The sequence below is a fragment of the Methermicoccus shengliensis DSM 18856 genome (assembly GCF_000711905.1).
GTDB classification, from domain to species: domain Archaea; phylum Halobacteriota; class Methanosarcinia; order DSM-18856; family Methermicoccaceae; genus Methermicoccus; species Methermicoccus shengliensis.
The window spans coordinates 174,690-191,425 of record NZ_JONQ01000007.1 but is presented as its reverse complement, the minus strand read 5'-3'; the positions used below and the strand labels follow the sequence as shown (position 1 = coordinate 191,425).

Annotated in this window: 16 protein-coding genes; 5 read left to right on the top strand and 11 right to left on the bottom strand. The window is 57.0% G+C overall.

The genetic code is table 11. From position 1 onward, the window contains the following. Positions 1-163 precede the first annotated feature (163 nt). Both dnaG and BP07_RS01420 read right to left on the bottom strand, forming a co-directional pair. On the bottom strand, positions 164-1,462 hold the full coding sequence (dnaG, locus tag BP07_RS01425) for a DNA primase DnaG (RefSeq protein ID WP_042684614.1): 1,299 nt from the start codon (positions 1,460-1,462) through the stop codon (positions 164-166). A gap of 251 nt (positions 1,463-1,713) precedes the next feature. Further along, entirely contained in the window at positions 1,714-2,436 is a 723-nt protein-coding gene (locus tag BP07_RS01420) for an MTAP family purine nucleoside phosphorylase (RefSeq protein WP_042684612.1), read from the bottom strand. Positions 2,437-2,496: 60 nt separating this feature from the next. On the opposite strand from BP07_RS01420, the gene BP07_RS01415 reads away from it, so the two are divergent. From BP07_RS01415 to BP07_RS01395, 5 genes are read left to right on the top strand one after another with little or no spacing between them, the layout of a single operon-like run. Then, complete coding sequence (locus BP07_RS01415) at positions 2,497-3,189, top strand: 6-hydroxymethylpterin diphosphokinase MptE-like protein (RefSeq protein ID WP_245597018.1); 693 nt, start codon at positions 2,497-2,499, stop codon at positions 3,187-3,189. 21 nt (positions 3,190-3,210) lie between these two features. After that, the gene (hisS, locus tag BP07_RS01410; protein ID WP_042684610.1) at positions 3,211-4,458 is read left to right on the top strand and encodes a histidine--tRNA ligase; all 1,248 of its coding nucleotides are present in this window, start codon (positions 3,211-3,213) and stop codon (positions 4,456-4,458) included. Next, the gene (locus tag BP07_RS01405) at positions 4,451-5,641 is read left to right on the top strand and encodes a geranylgeranyl reductase family protein (protein WP_052353098.1); all 1,191 of its coding nucleotides are present in this window, start codon (positions 4,451-4,453) and stop codon (positions 5,639-5,641) included. The genes hisS and BP07_RS01405 overlap by 8 nt, the downstream gene beginning before the upstream one ends. 27 nt (positions 5,642-5,668) lie before the next feature. Beyond that, on the top strand, positions 5,669-6,634 hold the full coding sequence (locus BP07_RS01400; RefSeq protein WP_169736225.1) for a DHH family phosphoesterase: 966 nt from the start codon (positions 5,669-5,671) through the stop codon (positions 6,632-6,634). A gap of 53 nt (positions 6,635-6,687) precedes the next feature. Further along, complete coding sequence (locus BP07_RS01395; RefSeq protein ID WP_042684608.1) at positions 6,688-7,065, top strand: Zn-ribbon domain-containing protein; 378 nt, start codon at positions 6,688-6,690, stop codon at positions 7,063-7,065. Positions 7,066-7,082: 17 nt separating this feature from the next. On the opposite strand, the gene BP07_RS01390 is transcribed toward BP07_RS01395, so the two are convergent. Genes BP07_RS01390 through BP07_RS01350 form a run of 9 tightly spaced genes read right to left on the bottom strand, consistent with a single transcriptional unit; the run spans position 7,083 to position 16,716 of the window. Continuing rightward, positions 7,083-8,384: a tryptophan--tRNA ligase gene (locus tag BP07_RS01390; protein WP_042684606.1), complete on the bottom strand. Its 1,302-nt coding sequence runs from the start codon at positions 8,382-8,384 to the stop codon at positions 7,083-7,085. After that, entirely contained in the window at positions 8,381-8,944 is a 564-nt protein-coding gene (gene hpt, locus BP07_RS01385) for a hypoxanthine/guanine phosphoribosyltransferase (protein ID WP_042684603.1), read from the bottom strand. The genes BP07_RS01390 and hpt overlap by 4 nt, the downstream gene beginning before the upstream one ends. Before the next feature lie 20 nt (positions 8,945-8,964). Then, a complete protein-coding gene (ade, locus tag BP07_RS01380; RefSeq protein WP_042684600.1) occupies positions 8,965-10,713 on the bottom strand; it encodes an adenine deaminase in 1,749 nt (582 codons plus the stop codon). 6 nt (positions 10,714-10,719) lie between these two features. Next, on the bottom strand, positions 10,720-12,180 hold the full coding sequence (locus BP07_RS01375; RefSeq protein WP_052353096.1) for a TrkH family potassium uptake protein: 1,461 nt from the start codon (positions 12,178-12,180) through the stop codon (positions 10,720-10,722). Between the two features lie 10 nt (positions 12,181-12,190). Continuing rightward, positions 12,191-13,540, bottom strand: coding sequence for a Trk system potassium transporter TrkA (gene trkA / locus BP07_RS01370; protein WP_042684597.1), 1,350 nt, complete (start codon positions 13,538-13,540; stop codon positions 12,191-12,193). A 44-nt stretch (positions 13,541-13,584) separates the two neighbouring features. Continuing rightward, positions 13,585-13,908, bottom strand: a complete 324-nt coding sequence (locus tag BP07_RS01365; protein ID WP_042685019.1) for a transcriptional regulator — start codon at positions 13,906-13,908, stop codon at positions 13,585-13,587. Then, positions 13,901-15,430: a tRNA guanosine(15) transglycosylase TgtA gene (gene tgtA, locus BP07_RS01360; protein ID WP_052353093.1), complete on the bottom strand. Its 1,530-nt coding sequence runs from the start codon at positions 15,428-15,430 to the stop codon at positions 13,901-13,903. Before tgtA ends, BP07_RS01365 begins: the two co-directional genes overlap by 8 nt. Beyond that, on the bottom strand, positions 15,414-16,235 hold the full coding sequence (locus BP07_RS01355; RefSeq protein ID WP_042684595.1) for a DUF7714 family protein: 822 nt from the start codon (positions 16,233-16,235) through the stop codon (positions 15,414-15,416). Before BP07_RS01355 ends, tgtA begins: the two co-directional genes overlap by 17 nt. After that, positions 16,219-16,716 carry a 3-isopropylmalate dehydratase small subunit gene (locus tag BP07_RS01350; protein WP_042685014.1) on the bottom strand — a complete coding sequence of 166 codons (498 nt, stop codon included), beginning with the start codon at positions 16,714-16,716 and terminating at the stop codon, positions 16,219-16,221. Before BP07_RS01350 ends, BP07_RS01355 begins: the two co-directional genes overlap by 17 nt. Positions 16,717-16,736: the final 20 nt, after the last annotated feature.

Sequence of the window (16,736 nt, the reverse complement as noted above, 5' to 3'; positions counted from 1 at the left end):
TAACATGAGCTTGGGTGACCGCAGCCCCTGCAATAGCTGCATCAAAAAGTTAACTTGCAATTTATGTGGACGCCAACCCACAGTGGTCTCCCTGCGCTTTCCCAAGCTCACTGCGCTTTCCCAAGCTCACTGCGCTTTCCCAAGTCGCGTGTGCAGAGCAGGTTCATACAGAGTCGAACGTCATCACCTTGACGTTGGCAGGCACCTTCACGAGGCTTCCGAGCTTTGCGCCCACCACACACTCGATATTCTTCGTGGCCGCAATGTCGAGCAGCCTCTGGGTGATCACACCGTCGAACACGGCAGCCTTCACAGTGCCATTTAGCTCCTTTAGACCATCGGCGAGCTCTGCCACACTGAGCTCCTTTAACACGCTGTACTCCCCGTCCAGCAGCCTTGCAACGCCAGTACCGTTGACCTGCTCCACTTGCCTCCTCAGGGATGCCTGCCTGCTCTCGACCTCGATCTCCACCTTCGCCTCGGAAGGCTCTTCAACAGCCTGCTCATTGGCCTTCCCTGTGGGCTCGACCTCCTCGGCGGGCTCGGCGGGCTCGGGGAGTGGGGTCTTGGTCACGGCGGCATGTGCCGTCTCGCTCTCTACCCTGTTCACATGCCGCCTTCTCGGCGTGGGCCGCAGGTAGTAATCTCTCACCCTGTCCACGGGCACCTTCTGCCTCAGTGCCCTCACGATCTCTTTATGTACGAGCTCCTCCACGCCCTTGCCATCTGGTGCCCTTGCTATGTAGTCGATATCGGCTACCCTCAGCAGCTCCTTTATGATTAGCTCGCCACCCCTATCGCCATCTGTGAAGGCCGTGACGACCTTGTTCTTGGAGAGCTGGGCGATGGAGGACGGGACGTTAGTTCCGCCGATGGCTATGGCGTTCTTGATGCCATACTTCAGGAGGTTCAGCACATCTGCCCTCCCCTCCACTATCAGTATGGCATCTGAGTCATCGATGTTTGGCCCTGCTGGAAGTCTCTCTGGGCCCCAGTAGCACAGCTCTTCGGTGCGCACAGACTGCTTTACCTCCTCGGCAAGCTCCTGACTCTCGGGCACAGAGGTATCGAATGCCTCAATGAGGATTTGCTTTGCCCTCTCCACAATCCATTTGCGCTTCGAGGCTCGCACGTCTTCTATCTTGACGACCTCTATCTTGGACACGCACGGCCCTATCCTGTCTATGGTCTCCAGTGCTGCGGCAAGGATGGCGGTCTCCACCTTGTCGAGGCTCGAGGGAATATCAATCGTGCCCCTCGCCTTGCCATTTTTGAGCTTGAGGTTGACCTCTATCCTGCCGATCCTGCCGCTCTTTTGGAGGTCTCTAAGGTCGAGATCACTTCCGAGGAGGCCCTCAGTCTGACCAAATATGGCCCCCACCACGTCTGGCCTCTCTATAACTCCATCTGCACTTATTTTGGCGTGTATGAGGTACTTGGTAGTAGCGTCTGAATTCTGCATGAACTTTACACCCCCTTGATGGGAGGAACGCAGAAAAAGAAATCACATCACCCTCAGCTGGCTCAATACCTATGGCGGATAGCATTCCGGTGGACTCGCCACATACTTCTCAAGCCTCACCTGACTCGTGTTCCGCTCCTCGCCTTCATACCAGTGTATCCGCATTCAGGGTTGAAGTGATGATTGTGATTTCTCTCTGCACCTCTCCCTCGAAGTGCTATAGATTTTCATATGCCATCTCATAAATAAGCTTATCCTTGGGCGCCTTGGGCGCAACCCTCTTGCCCCTCATTTGCCATCAGCACATCGAGCACCCGCTCCACCCTCTCCCTGCTGGCCGTCGCAGCATCGAACACGTCCTGCATGGTGGTCTTCCCCACGACTCCATTGGCGTAGTTATCCACCGAGCACAGGCTGGCAAAGGGTATCCCGAGTTCACAGCACAGTGTGGCCTCCGAGGCGAGGGTCATGCCCACCACGTCCCCAAACGTGCCGAGGAAGTGCACCTCGGCTTTGGTCTCGAGCCTTGGCCCCCTCACCTGCACATACACACCCCGCTCGTACACGGCCTCGCCACAGGCTCTCACAGCCTCCACCAGCTTTCTCCTGAGATTCTCGTCCATTTCTGGCGTGGCGTGATACACCTCGTCCTCGAAGAAGGTGATTGAGTCCCAGAGGCACACGAAGTCGTGGGGCACCATGAACCAGCCCCTCTTCACTGCCTCTTTCAGGCTTCCGCACGAGTTTACGCTGACCACCTCGTCCACATCGAGGTTCACAAGGGCGGCTATGTTTGCCCTGTGGTTGATTTTGTGTGGAGGAACGCTGTGGGATGGTCCGTGCCTCAACAGCAGCACTACATCATCGCCAACGTGGCACACAGCTCTGCCATATGGGCTCTCCACGAGGCACTCCTTGAGCCCAGAGAGCAACCTCGAGCCTCGAAGGTTGGTGCCAGCTATCACACCAAGCATTACCTCACCGCCACAAGCTATACCTCAACATTAAAAATACTTTACACCACATCAACACCCATGGCTCACATCACAGCTCCACCCAATGCAGATATGGGGTGGTGGCTGCCAGTGTACGAACACATTTTGAGGGATTTTGGATTTGAGAGGGACGCAGATGAGCGGGCGGCGAGGCTGCTGTGCACTCTCATCTCAGAGGCGAACAACAGGGCACCCATTGAGAAGCTTAAGGAACTCATCGAGAAAAGGCGGACACTGGTGTGCGGCAAGGCTGCAAGGCTCGCCTCCGACCTAAAAAGAGCGAAAGAAAGGAGGATGCTCGATGGTTCGGTGCTCATCGCAGCCGATGGAGCCACGAGCGTGCTACTATCTCTCAAGATGGTGCCCCACATAATTGTGAGTGACCTCGATGGCAACATGTGCGACATCATCGCTGCCAACAGGATGGGCTCTCTCGTGGTGGTGCATGCCCATGGGGACAACATTCCCCTGCTCAGAGAGTACGTGCCAAGGCTGAAGAACGTCATCCCCACAACCCAGAGCATACCGTTCGATGAGGTGTACAACTTTGGTGGATTTACCGACGGGGACAGGTGCGTGTTTTTGGCGGGAGCGTTTGGGGCAAGCAAGGTGGTGCTGCTGGGCTTTGACTTTTATGATGCGAGCAAGGGGCCCCTAAAGAGAAAAAAGCTCATGTGGGCAAGACGCCTGATACTCGGGTTCGAGGGGGCACAGCTCGAAATGCTTAAGTGAGCACCAATCAAGGGGTAGGGTATGAGGATACCCAGACCTCGGGGCACGAGGGACTTTTACCCGGAGGAGATGGAGAGGAGAAGGGCCGTGGAGCGCACAATGAGGCGCATCGCCGAGAGCTGGGGATATGGCGAGGTTGCGACGCCCACATTCGAGCACCTCGAGCTGTTCACCCTCAGGTCTGGAGAGGCAATAAAGGAGGAACTCTATGCCTTTACTGACAAGTCTGGAAGAGAGCTGGCACTGCGTCCAGAGCTCACCGCGCCCGTCGTGAGGATGTATGTGGAGAGCATGCAGCGTGCCCCAAAGCCGCTCAGACTATACTACTTTGGCAACTGCTTCAGGTATGAGCGCCCACAGAGGGGGAGGTTCAGGGAGTTCTGGCAGTTTGGAGCAGAGCTCATAGGAGGAAGAGAGGTGTATGCTGATGCCGAGGCAATGGCTCTCGCATATGCGCTGCTATCCAGCGTGGGCGTGCACACCACTATCAACGTGAGCCACCTCGATGTGGTGGGCGGGTTGCTGAGGGGGTTGAGCGAGGAGCAGAGGCGCTCTGTGCTCAGGCTTCTCGACAAGCACGAGATGGAGCAGCTTGCCACATATCTCGTGGAGATGGGAATGGCATATGTGCTCGAGCCTTTGGAAGCGCTGATGGAGCTTAGAGGGGACGCCTTTTCCCGCATCGAGCAGGCGTCCGAGATTTCGGCCTCTGAGGGGCTTGAGGTTCTTGAGAGGACGCTCGAGCTGCTCGAGGCATATGAGGTGCCCTTTGATGTGGACTTCGGGATAGTGAGGGGGCTGGATTACTACACTGGTATTGTGTTTGAGGCATATGCGGAGGGTCTTGGGGCAGAGAGCCAGGTGTGTGGCGGGGGCTCCTATGCCCTCTCCGAGCTCTTTGGTGGAGAGCCTGTGAGCTCGTGCGGGTTTGGCATAGGCTTTGATAGGGTGATGGAGGTGTGTGAGCCCCCGCTTGAGAGGGCGAGTAGGGTGGTTGTGGTGAACGTGGGGGACACATACCGCTATGCCATCGGAGTGGCTCAACAGCTGCGCAAGGGTACTGGGCTTGAGGTGGAGCTCGATGTGATGAAGAGGTCGATAAGGGAGCAGCTCAGCAGGGCAAATGCCTTGGGTGCGAGATATGCGGTGATAGTGGGTGAAAGAGAGATGAATGAGCAGAGCCTCACGTTAAGGGACCTTGTCACTGGGGAACAGCAGGTGCTGCCCCTCAGAGATGCCATTGACCTTTTGAGAGCCTCCCATGAGTGAGCGCTGGCAGATTGTGGTGGTCGGAGCTGGCCCAGCTGGGCTTGCGGCAGCGAAGATGGCGGCAGAGATGGGGGCTTCCGTGCTCGTGGTGGAGGAGCATGCGAGGGTGGGCACACCCGTGCAGTGCGCTGGCTTTCTTCCCCAGCCTCACGAGCTTGAAGAGCTGCTATCCATTCCCCACATCGAGGAGGAGCTGTCCATCGTGAGCAGGGCAAGGGTGAACACCACATCACTCCAGCGCATGGTGGCTCCAGATGGCACCTCTAAGCAGTTCGAGGTGGATGGATGGGTGCTTGACAGGGCAAGAATGGACGAGCTGCTTGCGAAGAGTGCAGCAAGGGCTGGGGCGGAGGTGCTGCCTGCCGCCCGCCTCGAGCGTCTCGCCTCAGGGGGCAGCGGGTGCGCGCTCACACTCGATGTGCGAGGGGTGCGCGAGTGTGTGAAGGCACAGGTGGTAATCGGGGCAGACGGCCCCCTCTCGAAGGTGGCGTCCCAGAGCGGGCTCGTGCGGCACAGGAGCAAGAGCGACCTCGCGTTCTGTCTTTATGAGGTGAGGGATGGCGTGGAGGTGGAGCCTGATGTGGTGGAGATGTACTTTGGCAGGAGGTTTGCCCCCGGGGGATATGGGTGGGTCATACCTCACTCTGCCCACAGGGCAAACGTGGGGGTTGGGTCGAGGCTAATATATGGGTCGGGCGCTCGCAGCCGCCTTCACACTTTCGTGCACAGCTCCCATGCGAGCCCAAAGCTCGGGGAGGGAGTGGCAGTGGCGAGAGGAGGGGGGCTCGTGCCCTGTGGGATGCCCCCCAAGTGCACGTGCACCGATGCCGTGCTCATCGCTGGCGATGCTGCATCTCACGTGGTATCCACGACCGGAGGGGGCATTCCGCTGGCACTGGCTGCTGGAAGGCTGGCTGGGATGTGTGCGGCAGAGCACGTGCTCCATGGCAGAGAGCTGTGCGAGTACGAGCGGCTGTGGAGGCAGCACATGCTCGGATGTATCGAGGGGGCATATGCCATCAGAAGGACGTATGATGTGCTTTTTAGCCGTGATGTGCTGCTCAGTGTGGCGATGAGGCTGCTGAGCCCCATCGAGCTGAAGAGCGTGCAGCAGGGCAGGGTGTGGGGAGTGCGCATGAGGCTCGCGTGTGCGCTGGCTGGCATCGTCCCTCCGAAATGTTAAACAACTACCAGTAGAAAGGTGGGGCAGTTGACAGAAAGGTGTGCTGAGTATCAGAGGCTAAAGGAGCTGCTCAAGGAAGCCAAAGGTGAGCTGCTGTATCTGTGCCATAAGAACGCCGATGCCGATGCAATAGGCAGTGCCTTTGTGCTAAGGACGCTGTTTGGTGGAGACGTGGGGCTTGCTGATAATCTCAACAGGGTTGCCAAGGTGATGTGTGCGTATCTTGGGATAAGTCCCATAGAGTCTCCCTCGACAGAGGATTATGAACTCGTGGTGGTCGTGGACACCTCCAACACGACCCAGCTCAACAACCTCCCCTTAAGGAGGTACTGCGTAGTCGACCATCATGTGACCTATGAGCTTGAAGAGAATGCGGAGCTGTTCATCAACGAGCCCGAGACCTCCACATCGGAGATACTGCTCAAGATGCTGCGCTGCTGGCGCATTCCCCTCACGAGAATGGTCTCAATAGCCCTGCTCGCTGGCATCATCACCGACACTGGCCATCTCAGGCATGCCAGGAGTAGCACGTTTCTTCACATCTCCGAGATACTATCTGAGGGTCTTGTGAGCTATGGCGAGGTGCTGGATATAATATCCACCACCCCACAGGACCCCTCGATGAGGCAGGCGGTGCTCAAGGCTGCGCAGAGGATGCAGTTGCACAGGGCAGGGGAGTTCGTGGTGGCAAGCTCGAAAGTGAGCTCCTTCACCGATGCCGCCTCGGCTGGGCTGGTGGGACTTGGGGCAGATGCTGCGTTTGTTGCCACGCCGCTCGAGGAGGGTGTTAGAATCAGCGCAAGGGCGAGAAGGGAAGTGGTTTCTGCAGGGCTGAACCTCGGGGAGCTGCTCTCGAAAATGGCGAGGGACGTGGATGGAGGAGGAGGGGGGCATCCAGCGGCAGCCGGGCTCGAGGTCAGGGGGAAGGGCGTGGAGCTGCTCGAAGAGTGTGTGAAGCGGGCTGTGGAGCAGCTTCAGAGGATGCGAAGGTAGCGTAGCCACCAGCCACCACAAACTATTTTTCAACTCAGGGGAAGGGGGTATCGATGGCTCACAGGTGCACACGGTGTGGGGCCGTGTTTCAGAGCGGGGATATGACCATCCTCGAGGGATGTCCCAAGTGCGGATGGAACAAGTTTCTGTACGTGCCAGAAAAGTCCCTTCCCGAGACAGCGGAGGCGCCCCCTTCCAATCCAGTGGATTTGCTGATAAGGGATGTGGACGAGTTCATCTCAAAGGATGAGCGCACGCCAGAGAGTGGAAAGCGCATAGAGAGCATAAGGATATTGCAGCCAGGCTCATATGAGCTGAACCTCGAGATGCTGCTCAAGAGACGGGAGATTGTGATAGCGGTAAAGGAAAATGGAGAGTACATCCTTCACGTGCCATCGGTGTTTGGCGTGAGAGAAAAAAGAAGGCGGTGATTCAAGAAGGCGGTGATTCACATTAGGATATGGTATTCATCGAGCATATCCCTTGCCTGCTCTCGCTTTTCCTGATGCTCCTTTAGAAAACGGTACACTGCATCAGCAGCCTCCTGCTTGCACTGGCCACACATCCTCTCTCCAGCCCTGCACTGTGTGTAAATCTCGGTGAGCTGTTCGTCATCTTCAATCAGGTGAAAGAGCAGCATGGCATACACCACGCACTGCTCGGGCACACCGCCCATTTCCCTTTGCTCTTTAAGGCTCGTCCTTCCCCCAGTCTTTGCCCTCATCACCTTTTTTGCCGCCTGCTCGGGAGGCTCTGTGAGGGCGATGTAGCTCTCGGGCTTGCTCGAGGACATCTTACCTCCTGTTAGCCCCTCCATGAACTTGTGGTATATCGATGAAGGAGGGATGAAGCCAAAGCCACCATGCCGCCTTTCCACGGTGCGGGCAGCTCTTTGCACCTCTTGAAGTACCTGCTCGGCTGATACGCCATCTCCCTGAACGTCGATGTGCCCTTCATGGGATGTTATGCCAAACCTGTTGATGAGCTCATCCGTTAGCTCCTCGAGCATCTCTCTTGGGGCATCTCGGAGATACACCTTCACCCCGCCGCCGTTTGGGTCCTGGAACACCGAGAGCATGTTCATCCTGTCGGCAAGGTCCCTCGTGAGCCTTATGTGGGGGTCCTGGTCAGAGCCCACGGGCACCACCACGGGCATGGGCTGTGTGAGCTGGGGGCTCAGGATGTCCGCACTCTGTATCAGGGGAGCGTGCATGTGGGCAATGCTGGTCTCCCCAGAGAAGCCGTATATCGCCATGAGTTCGCTGAGGTTTGCCTTTGATGCGAGCTCGAGCGCGAGGCTCTTTATGCTCTCGGAGGCCGACTGAAAATATATGTGGGCGTCTGGCTTGAGTCCAAGTGCTATCATGCTGAGCACGTATTCCTCCATGCCCAGCTGCCTGCATCGCTCCCAGGGAATGCCCCTGACAACATGAGCCTCGATGTCTGCGATTGCCACGTGTGCGTGTGCCCCCATGTGCTGATGCCATATCACCTCCTCCATCACCATCTTGCCGCCAAGGTGAGCCCTCCCGCTGGGCATGAACCCACTCATCACTCCAAAGGGCTCACCAGCCTTCATGGCATCGAGCACTACGTCGTACTCCCTGTGCCCGAATATTATTCGTCTTCGCATCAGCCTGTGGGGGTTTGGCATCCTCGAGAGCAGAGGCTCAAATGGCTGGATTCCAAACTCCCCGAACAGCCTCTCATAATCCTCCAGCGCCCCAGAGCCCCATGGGTCGAGCTTCATTGTGTGTGCACCTCTACGAGCGTGTTGTCCACCACCTCGACCTCGAGCAGGTACTTAATCTTTCTTCCCATCGTGCTCTCCACTCTGCTGAGCCCCTCGCCCCTCTTGAACACCACCACCACATCTCTCACATCTGCTCCCATCTTCTGGAGGGCGGTGAGCAGCGAAATCATCGTTCCTCCCGTGCTCACCACGTCATCCACCACGAGCAGCCTGTCTCCCCTGTGGATGCCGTTGATGTACAGGCTGGAGCGCGAGTAGCCAGTGTGCTGCTCAATGCACACCTCGCCATCGAGACCATAGCTGCGCTTTCGCACGATGCACAGTGGGATGCCCGTGTGCAGTGAGAGGGCAGAGCCTATGGGTATCCCCATCGCCTCAACGGTGATGATCTTGTCCACATCAGTGTGTGCAATGCGCGCAATCTCCCCTGCCACCTCCCTTAAAAGGTGGGGTGGTATCATGGGCACACCATCCGTGAGGGGGTGCACGAAGTATGGATAACCACCTTTCATCACTATCGGGCACCCCTTCAGCGACTCTCTTAGCAGCTCGAGCATGCATCCACCTCTCAGTGAAGTTATAAAGAGCTTACCTCAAGGGACACGAGCGAGAAGTCCTCCACCAGCCCCACGTCCGTGAGCTTTAGATGGGGAATGGGGGGAAGGCACATGAAGGAGAGGGTCATGAAGGGGGAGGATAGGGGGCAGCCCCATCCTGCCACTACCCTGTGCAGCTCATCGAGTCCCGTGCTGACTTCCTCTGAGGAGGCGGTGGTCATGAGGCCTGCCAGCTCGAGCTGCAGGGATGCCACCACATCTCCATCACGCACCGCCACAAACCCTCCTCCCACTGATGCGAGGTGCTGGGCAGCCACGAGCATGTCCCTCTTGCGAGCGCCCACGAGCACGAGGTTGTGGGAGTCGTGCGCCACCGTGGAGCCAATCGTCCCACCGTTTAGCCCAAACCCCCTCACAAACCCGAGCCCTATGCTGTCAGTCTTTCCATGTCTGTGGACGACCGCGATGCGAAGCACGTCTGCGTCCACATCCTCACGTATTTCCCCATCCACCACGGGAAGCTCCCACCTCAAGCTCTCGGTGATCAGGGAGTCCTCCAGCACCCCAATCACCCTCACCCTCGTCGTATCCTCTGCGTGCGTCCTCACCGCAAATGAGCTCTCGGTGAGGGGGGGTAGCCTCACGGTATCTCTCAGGGCTGGGGAGAAGCGATAGCTGGGAACATCTGCGAGCATCTTACCATTGGATGCCACCTCTTTACCTCCAACCAGCACTCGCTGGATGCTGATGTCTTCGAGGCCGTCGGTTAGCACGATGTCTGCCCTCTTCCCCACCGCAATCTCCCCGAACCCATCGAGATTGAAGTACTGGGCTGGATTGAGACTCACCATCGCCACAGCCTCCACTGGCTCTACCCCCATCTCGATTGCCCTCGTTAGCACCCCTTCGAAGTATCCCCTCTTCCGTATGTCCAATGGGTGGCGGTCATCCGACACGAGCATGCATCTTCTCATGTCCACGTGGGCATCCAGCAGCCCACCGAGCACCTCTTCCATGTTTTTGGAGACACTGCCCTCCCGTATCATCACCCACATCCCCTTTTCCAGCTTTTCGAGCGCCTCCTCGGGCAGTGTGCTCTCGTGGTCTGAGCTGGGACCTGCCATCATATAGGCATTGAGCTGCTTGCCACTTAGCAGCGGGCAGTGCCCATCCACCCTCTTGTGCACTCGTCGTGCAGCTCTCACCTTGAGCATCACCTCTGGGTCGCGATGGATGGCACCTGCCATGTTCATCAGCTCTGCGAGCCCAACCACCTCGTCCCTCACGATAAGGGGCTCGAGCTGGGATGCATCGAGGCGTGCTCCGCTCGTCTCGAGAGGGGTGGCTGGAACACAGGAGGGGGCCGTGAAGAACACCGAGAGGGGAACGCTCGCAGCCTCTCGCATCAGCTCCTCAATGCCAGAGAGCCCGCACACATTGGCTATCTCGTGGGGGTCACACACGAGGGCGGTGGTGCCATGGGGTACTGCGAGCTTGGAGAACTCGCAAAACGTGAGCATCGAGCTCTCCAGATGGATGTGTCCATCAATGAACCCCGGAAGGGCGTACATACCCTCGCCATCCATCTCCCTCTGTGCCTCGTAGTGCTCGAGCATTCCCACTATGGTGCCCCTGTGCACCGCTATGTCGCCCTTTGCCACTTTTCCAGCTCCGCACAGCACGATGTCCACATCTCTTATCACAAGCTCGCACGGAATCTCCCCCAAGGCTGCCCGTATCTGCTCCTCCCACTCCCCACTCATACTCATCTTTCCTCATCTCTCCTTTTTACGAAGCTCCCTCCAGAAAGCTGGAAGGAATAGCACGAACACCGTGAACAGCTCCAGCCTTCCAGCCCACATGTTGAATATGAGCATCAGCTTTGCTCCAGAGGGCAGCCAGCCATAGTATTCTGTGGGACCTACCCCGCCAAAGCCAGGACCCACGTTGCCTATTGTGGCGACTGATGCCGATAACGCATCAGATGCCCCAAGGCCCATGGACAGCAGGAGGAGCGTTGAGAGACATATCAGGCCCATATAGGCGACCACAAAGGCCGCAACCGATGATAGAACATCCTCGCTCACGCACTTGTCGTCGAACTTGATGGGGACGATGGCGCTTGGGTGCACCAGCTTGTACAGCGTGAGCCTGATGAAGTTCAGGCTGATGAGCAACCTTGCCACCTTCATGGCTCCAGCCGTCGAGCCAGTGGAGCCGCCGATCACCATCAGCATGAGAAGCAGAACCTTGACTGGAGTGGGCCATCCATCATAGTTGGCTGTTGTGAACCCAGTGGTGCTCATCAGGGAGACCACCTGAAATGCAGCCTCCCTGAGCCCGTAGGTTATGGGAGGGCTCTCGGCAAGCTCCACTGCAGCCCACACGGCTGCTATCGCACTGCCCACAATGATGCAATAAGCCCTGAACTCGGCGCTCTTGATGTAGTGTATGGGGTGCTCATATAGTCCTCTGTAGTGTGTGTAGAAGTTGGCACCACACAGAAACATGAACACCACCACGACCCACTCCACGAATGGGCTGCCGTAATAGGCGATGCTCTCCGTGTGTGGAGAGAACCCCCCAGTGGACAGGGTGGAGAACACTATACACAGCGAGTCGTACACTCCCACCCTCGCAAAGAGCAGTATCACAAAAAGGGCAGCTGAGAACACGAGGTACACGTAGAAGAACAGCCTTGCAGTGTGCCTTATCCGAAGGCGGATGCTCTGCACATCGTGGCCCGGAAACTCGCCCCTGAACAGCTGTCTTCCTCCAACTCCCAACGTGGGCAGCACTGCCACGAACACCATGATGATTCCAGCCCCACCGAGCCACTGAATGAGGCTCCTCCAGAACAGAAGGCTCTTTGGCGCATCCTCGATTGAACTCAGGATGGTGGAGCCAGTGGTGGTAAGCCCGCTCATCGCCTCGAACATGCTGTCAACAAGCCCATATCCGCTCAGAATGAAGGGTGCCGATGCCACACACATCCCGATAAGCCAGCCCACCGAGACTGCAAAGAACGCCTCTGAGGTGTGTATGGTATCAGACGGGCGATAGCGCAGCAGAAGCACGATGGCCATGAATAGTGTTATTACGAAAGGGTAGAGATACGCCTCCACACCCTCACCATAATACAGGGCGACGACAGTCGGGAGCAGCAGAGCGATGGCCAGATAGAACAGCACTGCTCCGAACAGACTCATCAGCGTGCTCTCTTTTCGCTCTCTCAAGGGATGCCCCCTATCTCAGTGGAAGTGTTGTATGAAACAGCTTTTCAAGCTTTGGTATCTCATCAGTGAGGGTGAACAGCACCACCCTGTCCCCCTCGTTCAGCACGGTCTCCCCTTTGGGGATTATCACCTCCTCCCCCCTGAGCACGAGGGCTATGATGGCTCCCTCTGGAAACTTAACAGCCCTTAGGGGCTTTCCAGCTATCTTTGCCTTGCTGTCCACTGTGAGCCCTATGACCTCCTCGGAAAACCTCTCGAGAATGAGCACTGCCTCGGTACGCTCTCTGAATATCTGCTTTACCACCTCGTTTGCCATCACCTGATGGTAGCCCACTGCAGCATCCACACCCACCATATCGAATATCTCCTCGTACTCCACCTTGGCGAACCTTGCAACCACCTTTGGAACACCCATCTTCTTACCTATGAGGCTGCACAGCAGGTTTTTTTCCTCGTTGTCGGTGATGCACACGAGGGCATCGGCATTTCCCACCTTTTCATTTCTCAGCACGTTTGGGTCGGTGGCATCCGCATGAATTACAAGGACATTTTTCAGCTGTTCCGAGAGCACTCTGCACCGTTCCTCGTCCTCCTCTATGAGCTTCACATCGAGCTTTTTTTCGTCCAGGAGCTTGGCTATGTATAGACCTGCAATGCTCCCTCCAACTAGCACAAAGCGCTTGAGCTCGGAAGCGTCTCCAAATAGCCGGGCAAATGCGTGGGTGCTCTGGGGCTTGCCTATTACGATGACTCTATCTTTCGCCAAGAACACGTCTTCCCCTTTGGGGATTATGATGTTTCCATCACGGTGGATGGCCACCACGATGCACTCCTTGGGGATGGGAAGGTCTTTCAGGGGAATGTCGATCAGAGAGGTATGCTCCTCTTCAATCTTGAACTGGATGATCTCCACACCGAGGTTTGGCATCGCCTCGTAGTCTATTGCCCCGGGGATGGATATGATCTGCAGCACCTTGGTGGCAGTGAGCATCTCAGGCGATATCATTATGTCCACCCCCACGAACTTTCTGCTGGATACGGGGGTGTCCACATAGTCAGGATTTCTCACCCTCGCCACTGTCAGCACGTCCTCGTCCAGCCTCTTTATGGATATGCACGCCACTATGTTGACCTCGTCTACGTTCGTGAGGGCGATGAGCATCTTGGCACCCATAGCCACTGCTTCGTTGAGCAGCTTGACATTGGCACCGTTCCCACATATGACATCTACATCGAGGTGCTCCTCCACATAGGCACAGCGCCCCGGGTCTTTTTCAATCACCAGCACGTCGTGCCTTTTGGAGAGCAGCCTTGCAAGGTTGTAGCCGACGTTGCCAGCTCCCACGATGACTATGCGCATGTGCGGACCTCTTGGGATGACTCTTGGGTTCAATTCCAGAGGGACTACTCATCCTCCTTAAGAATTATTCCCTCGCTCTGAATGAGATGACATATCTTACATATGTAGTCCTTCTCCGCCTCCCTCGAAAGCATCTGCTGGGCACATTCATGGATGTGCTCCATAACGCTATTCGAAAGGGCCAGCTCAGCTCCCCGCTTGGAGTTGATGTACTGGGATACTGCGGCGCTGGTGAGCCCCATGAGCTCGGCCACCTTTTGCTGGGGCACGCCGTACTCCTTCACGAGCACCCTTGCGAGCTGAGCCCTGATGGCGGGAAGCACATAAAAAACTACCCTCTCACAGGCAGGTCTGCAGCCATCATTCATGTGACATCCCCTCGTGTATTTCTTTCTTCACATCAATGTGCTTAACATTGTTAAAAGCTTCCAATCTTCCAATTATTGGTAGGAGTAGAGGGATACACCAGCTCTCGTCCAGCTCTATATCAAAGCTACAGCTGGGATTTGCCAGTATGAGGGCCTCCAGAGCCTCAAGGGCGCATTGCTTCGCCTCCAAGTCCCCCTCAATGCTCACGGTGTTCACGGGAAATGTCTCGCACAGCTCGATGGGGCAGGGTCCGAAGGGAGCTATGAGGATGCACACGGTGTGATGGGAGCCGTGCACACCTCGGGAGCCGTGCACACCTCGAGGACGGCCCGAGAGCACGAGGCAGCTTTCCCCGATGTCCATATCCAGCAGCCTTCTTCTGTGCCTTATCACTTCTGGTCTTTGCACACTCTCTGGACCCCCATAGAAGAAGGGAGCCCTTGGCTGGGGAGCGATTTCCTCTATATAGCTGGCGTGAGACATGGCAGCCCTGAGTGCTGAGAGCAGCTTTGGGTGTGCTCGACACCGCTGCTGCACGAGCTCTGTGAGCGTACCTTCACGGATGCACTCTCTTATCAGCTTTAGCTCTGTGAGGGCGACGCGCAGGTTGTGCTCGGCGAGCGCCATCTCGTTGCGGCCCAACTCCTCTGGTGTGTGCTCTGCGCACACGGGGCATGCACATGGAAGCTCCTGCATATCAGAGAGCACCTGGGTTCCTTGGGGTGTCAGGTATCTGCCCTTGGCGGCATAGAGGGCATAGGCTGCAGAGTCAAACAGGTCGCACCCCAGTGCAACGGCAAGGGCAAGCACCATTGGGTGGCCAGCACCAAACAGGTGCACTGGTGCGCATGGAGGAAGCCCCATCTTGGAGTGCATGATTACCTGTGCGAGCACGTCGAACCTGTACTGCTCCATCAGGGGCACGACTGCGCCGATGGGGTACACATCTCCAATGCCCGAAAGCTCCAGTGCAGCTCTGTGCCGCAGCTCGGGATACGTGGAGCCCTGCACGGGGGCTGCGAGCAGCCCACTGCCTTTGAGCTCGTTTAGGAGTTGCCTTGCCCTTCTCACATTTTCGAGCGTTATCCCAAGCTCCTTCTCTGCCCGCCTCCGTGGTACGTGCGGGGGGGTTGGGATGTCCACTGGCACCACCACATCGCTTCCGATGGTACTCTGAAACCGCACGATTTCATCGCTCTCGACCTCGAGGTTCCCATACACTGAGAGCTGGTAGGAACCTGAGTCCGTCATTATTGGGCCATCAAAGCCAAGCAACCCGTGCACACCCTTCCGCTGTGCTCGCTCCCTCAGCTCTGGGGTGCGGTATATGATGTAGGCGTTGGTGATGAGCATCTTGACGCCCATCCTTTTCATCTGCTGGGGGCTGAGTATGAGCTTGTTAGGGTTTATCACGGGCATGAGCAGGGGTGTTTCCACCTTGCCGTGGGGCGTGTTGAGCACCCCTATTCTGCCCAGAACATCTTTTTCCCGTATTTCGAACAACTCATACCTCCTTGACAAGGGTGTGCACGGCCTCTATGAGCTCACACTGATGCACGCCCCAGTGCACGATGTACCCCACATGCCCTCCAATCCTCGCAGGACCACATCGCTCGCGCCTGCAGCATCTTGCGATGAAGGGGCCAGAGGGGGCGTACAGCTCGGTGCTGAAGGGGCAGAAGCTCTCGACTGTGTGGGGGATGTGGGGGTACATGGCGCGCATCACCTCTCTGCCAGTATCGCATCCTATGAGCTTTACGGGAGCCTTTAGCCTGTCTCTATCGAGAAAGGGAGGAGAGAGCCCGCTGGCAGAGCATGGAAACACTGTGTGGGGGGACTCGAGCTGTTTGAGATTCACGAGCCTTGGGATGAACCTGACCATCACGTCGTTGAACGCCCCTGCCTCCTTGAGCTTTGAGAGCCAGTACACCAGCATGGAGGGGTGGGGTGGCACCACGTCGTACACCTCGATGTTCAGTATCTGGTCGATGTCGGGCTCGTGCACGAAGGTTATGTGCCCGTCCATTCCTTTGAACACAACGGTGTTCACACCATCACCACACAGCATGTGGGCGATTTCCACGAGCTCGGCACGGTTGTGGATGTCCACCTCCTTGTCATAGCGCACGATTTCTTGGGGTTCGGCGAGCACCTTTACATCCACGACATCCCTCATGATGCCCTCTCCCCTGGTCTCAAGCTCATATAAGGTGAGTTCTGTGCCCTTCTCTTCGAGGAGATAGCGCGTTAGAAAGTACACCCTCGATGTCCTGTTGGGCTTCTCACTGCACACGCCTACATACTTGGGCTCATCTGGAACAATCATCTCCCATCCCTCTTTTTCTTCTGTGTGCCACCAGCCCCCCATCCCTCAGGATGGAGAGGAGAAAATCGGGAAGCTTTGTGCCCCTGTACATGCTGTTTTTCACCCTGACACACGCCTGCTCCATGTCCACTTCCACGATATCCCCCTGCTCACACTGCACGTCTGCCTCCATGATGGGAAGCCCCACGTTGATGGCGTTTCTGAAGAATATCCTCGCAAATGAGCGGGCGACCACACATCCAACGCCCACCTCCTTCAGGGCTATCGCTGCCTGCTCCCTCGATGAGCCACACCCAAAGTTGCTGCCCGCGACCACCACATCTCCCCTTTTCACATGGGATGCGAATGTGGGCATTATGCCCTCCATCGCGTGCTGGGCGAACACGCTATAGTCAGTGGTGCGCAGGTACTTGCCGGGTATTATGACGTCGGTGTCGACATCATCGCCGAACACCCATGCCCTTCCCCTTATCACGAACATCTCAAGCCAGCCTATTTGGG

Bases quoted from the DNA above. Each gene is read 5' to 3' on its own strand.
- BP07_RS01365 (WP_042685019.1), bottom strand. From the start codon at position 13,908: ATGAATGATGGCTGCAGACCTGCCTGTGAGAGGGTAGTTTTTTATGTG.
- BP07_RS01350 (WP_042685014.1), bottom strand. From the start codon at position 16,716: ATGTTCGTGATAAGGGGAAGGGCATGGGTGTTCGGCGATGATGTCGAC.
- BP07_RS01405 (WP_052353098.1), top strand. From the start codon at position 4,451: ATGAGTGAGCGCTGGCAGATTGTGGTGGTCGGAGCTGGCCCAGCTGGG.
- hpt (WP_042684603.1), bottom strand. From the start codon at position 8,944: ATGCTCGAGCTGCTAAGAGAGTCGCTGAAGGGGTGCCCGATAGTGATG.
- BP07_RS01390 (WP_042684606.1), bottom strand. From the start codon at position 8,384: ATGAAGCTCGACCCATGGGGCTCTGGGGCGCTGGAGGATTATGAGAGG.
- BP07_RS01420 (WP_042684612.1), bottom strand. From the start codon at position 2,436: ATGCTTGGTGTGATAGCTGGCACCAACCTTCGAGGCTCGAGGTTGCTC.
- BP07_RS01415 (WP_245597018.1), top strand. From the start codon at position 2,497: ATGGCTCACATCACAGCTCCACCCAATGCAGATATGGGGTGGTGGCTG.
- hisS (WP_042684610.1), top strand. From the start codon at position 3,211: ATGAGGATACCCAGACCTCGGGGCACGAGGGACTTTTACCCGGAGGAG.
- BP07_RS01355 (WP_042684595.1), bottom strand. From the start codon at position 16,235: ATGATTGTTCCAGATGAGCCCAAGTATGTAGGCGTGTGCAGTGAGAAG.
- BP07_RS01395 (WP_042684608.1), top strand. From the start codon at position 6,688: ATGGCTCACAGGTGCACACGGTGTGGGGCCGTGTTTCAGAGCGGGGAT.
- trkA (WP_042684597.1), bottom strand. From the start codon at position 13,540: ATGCGCATAGTCATCGTGGGAGCTGGCAACGTCGGCTACAACCTTGCA.
- ade (WP_042684600.1), bottom strand. From the start codon at position 10,713: ATGAGTATGAGTGGGGAGTGGGAGGAGCAGATACGGGCAGCCTTGGGG.
- dnaG (WP_042684614.1), bottom strand. From the start codon at position 1,462: ATGCAGAATTCAGACGCTACTACCAAGTACCTCATACACGCCAAAATA.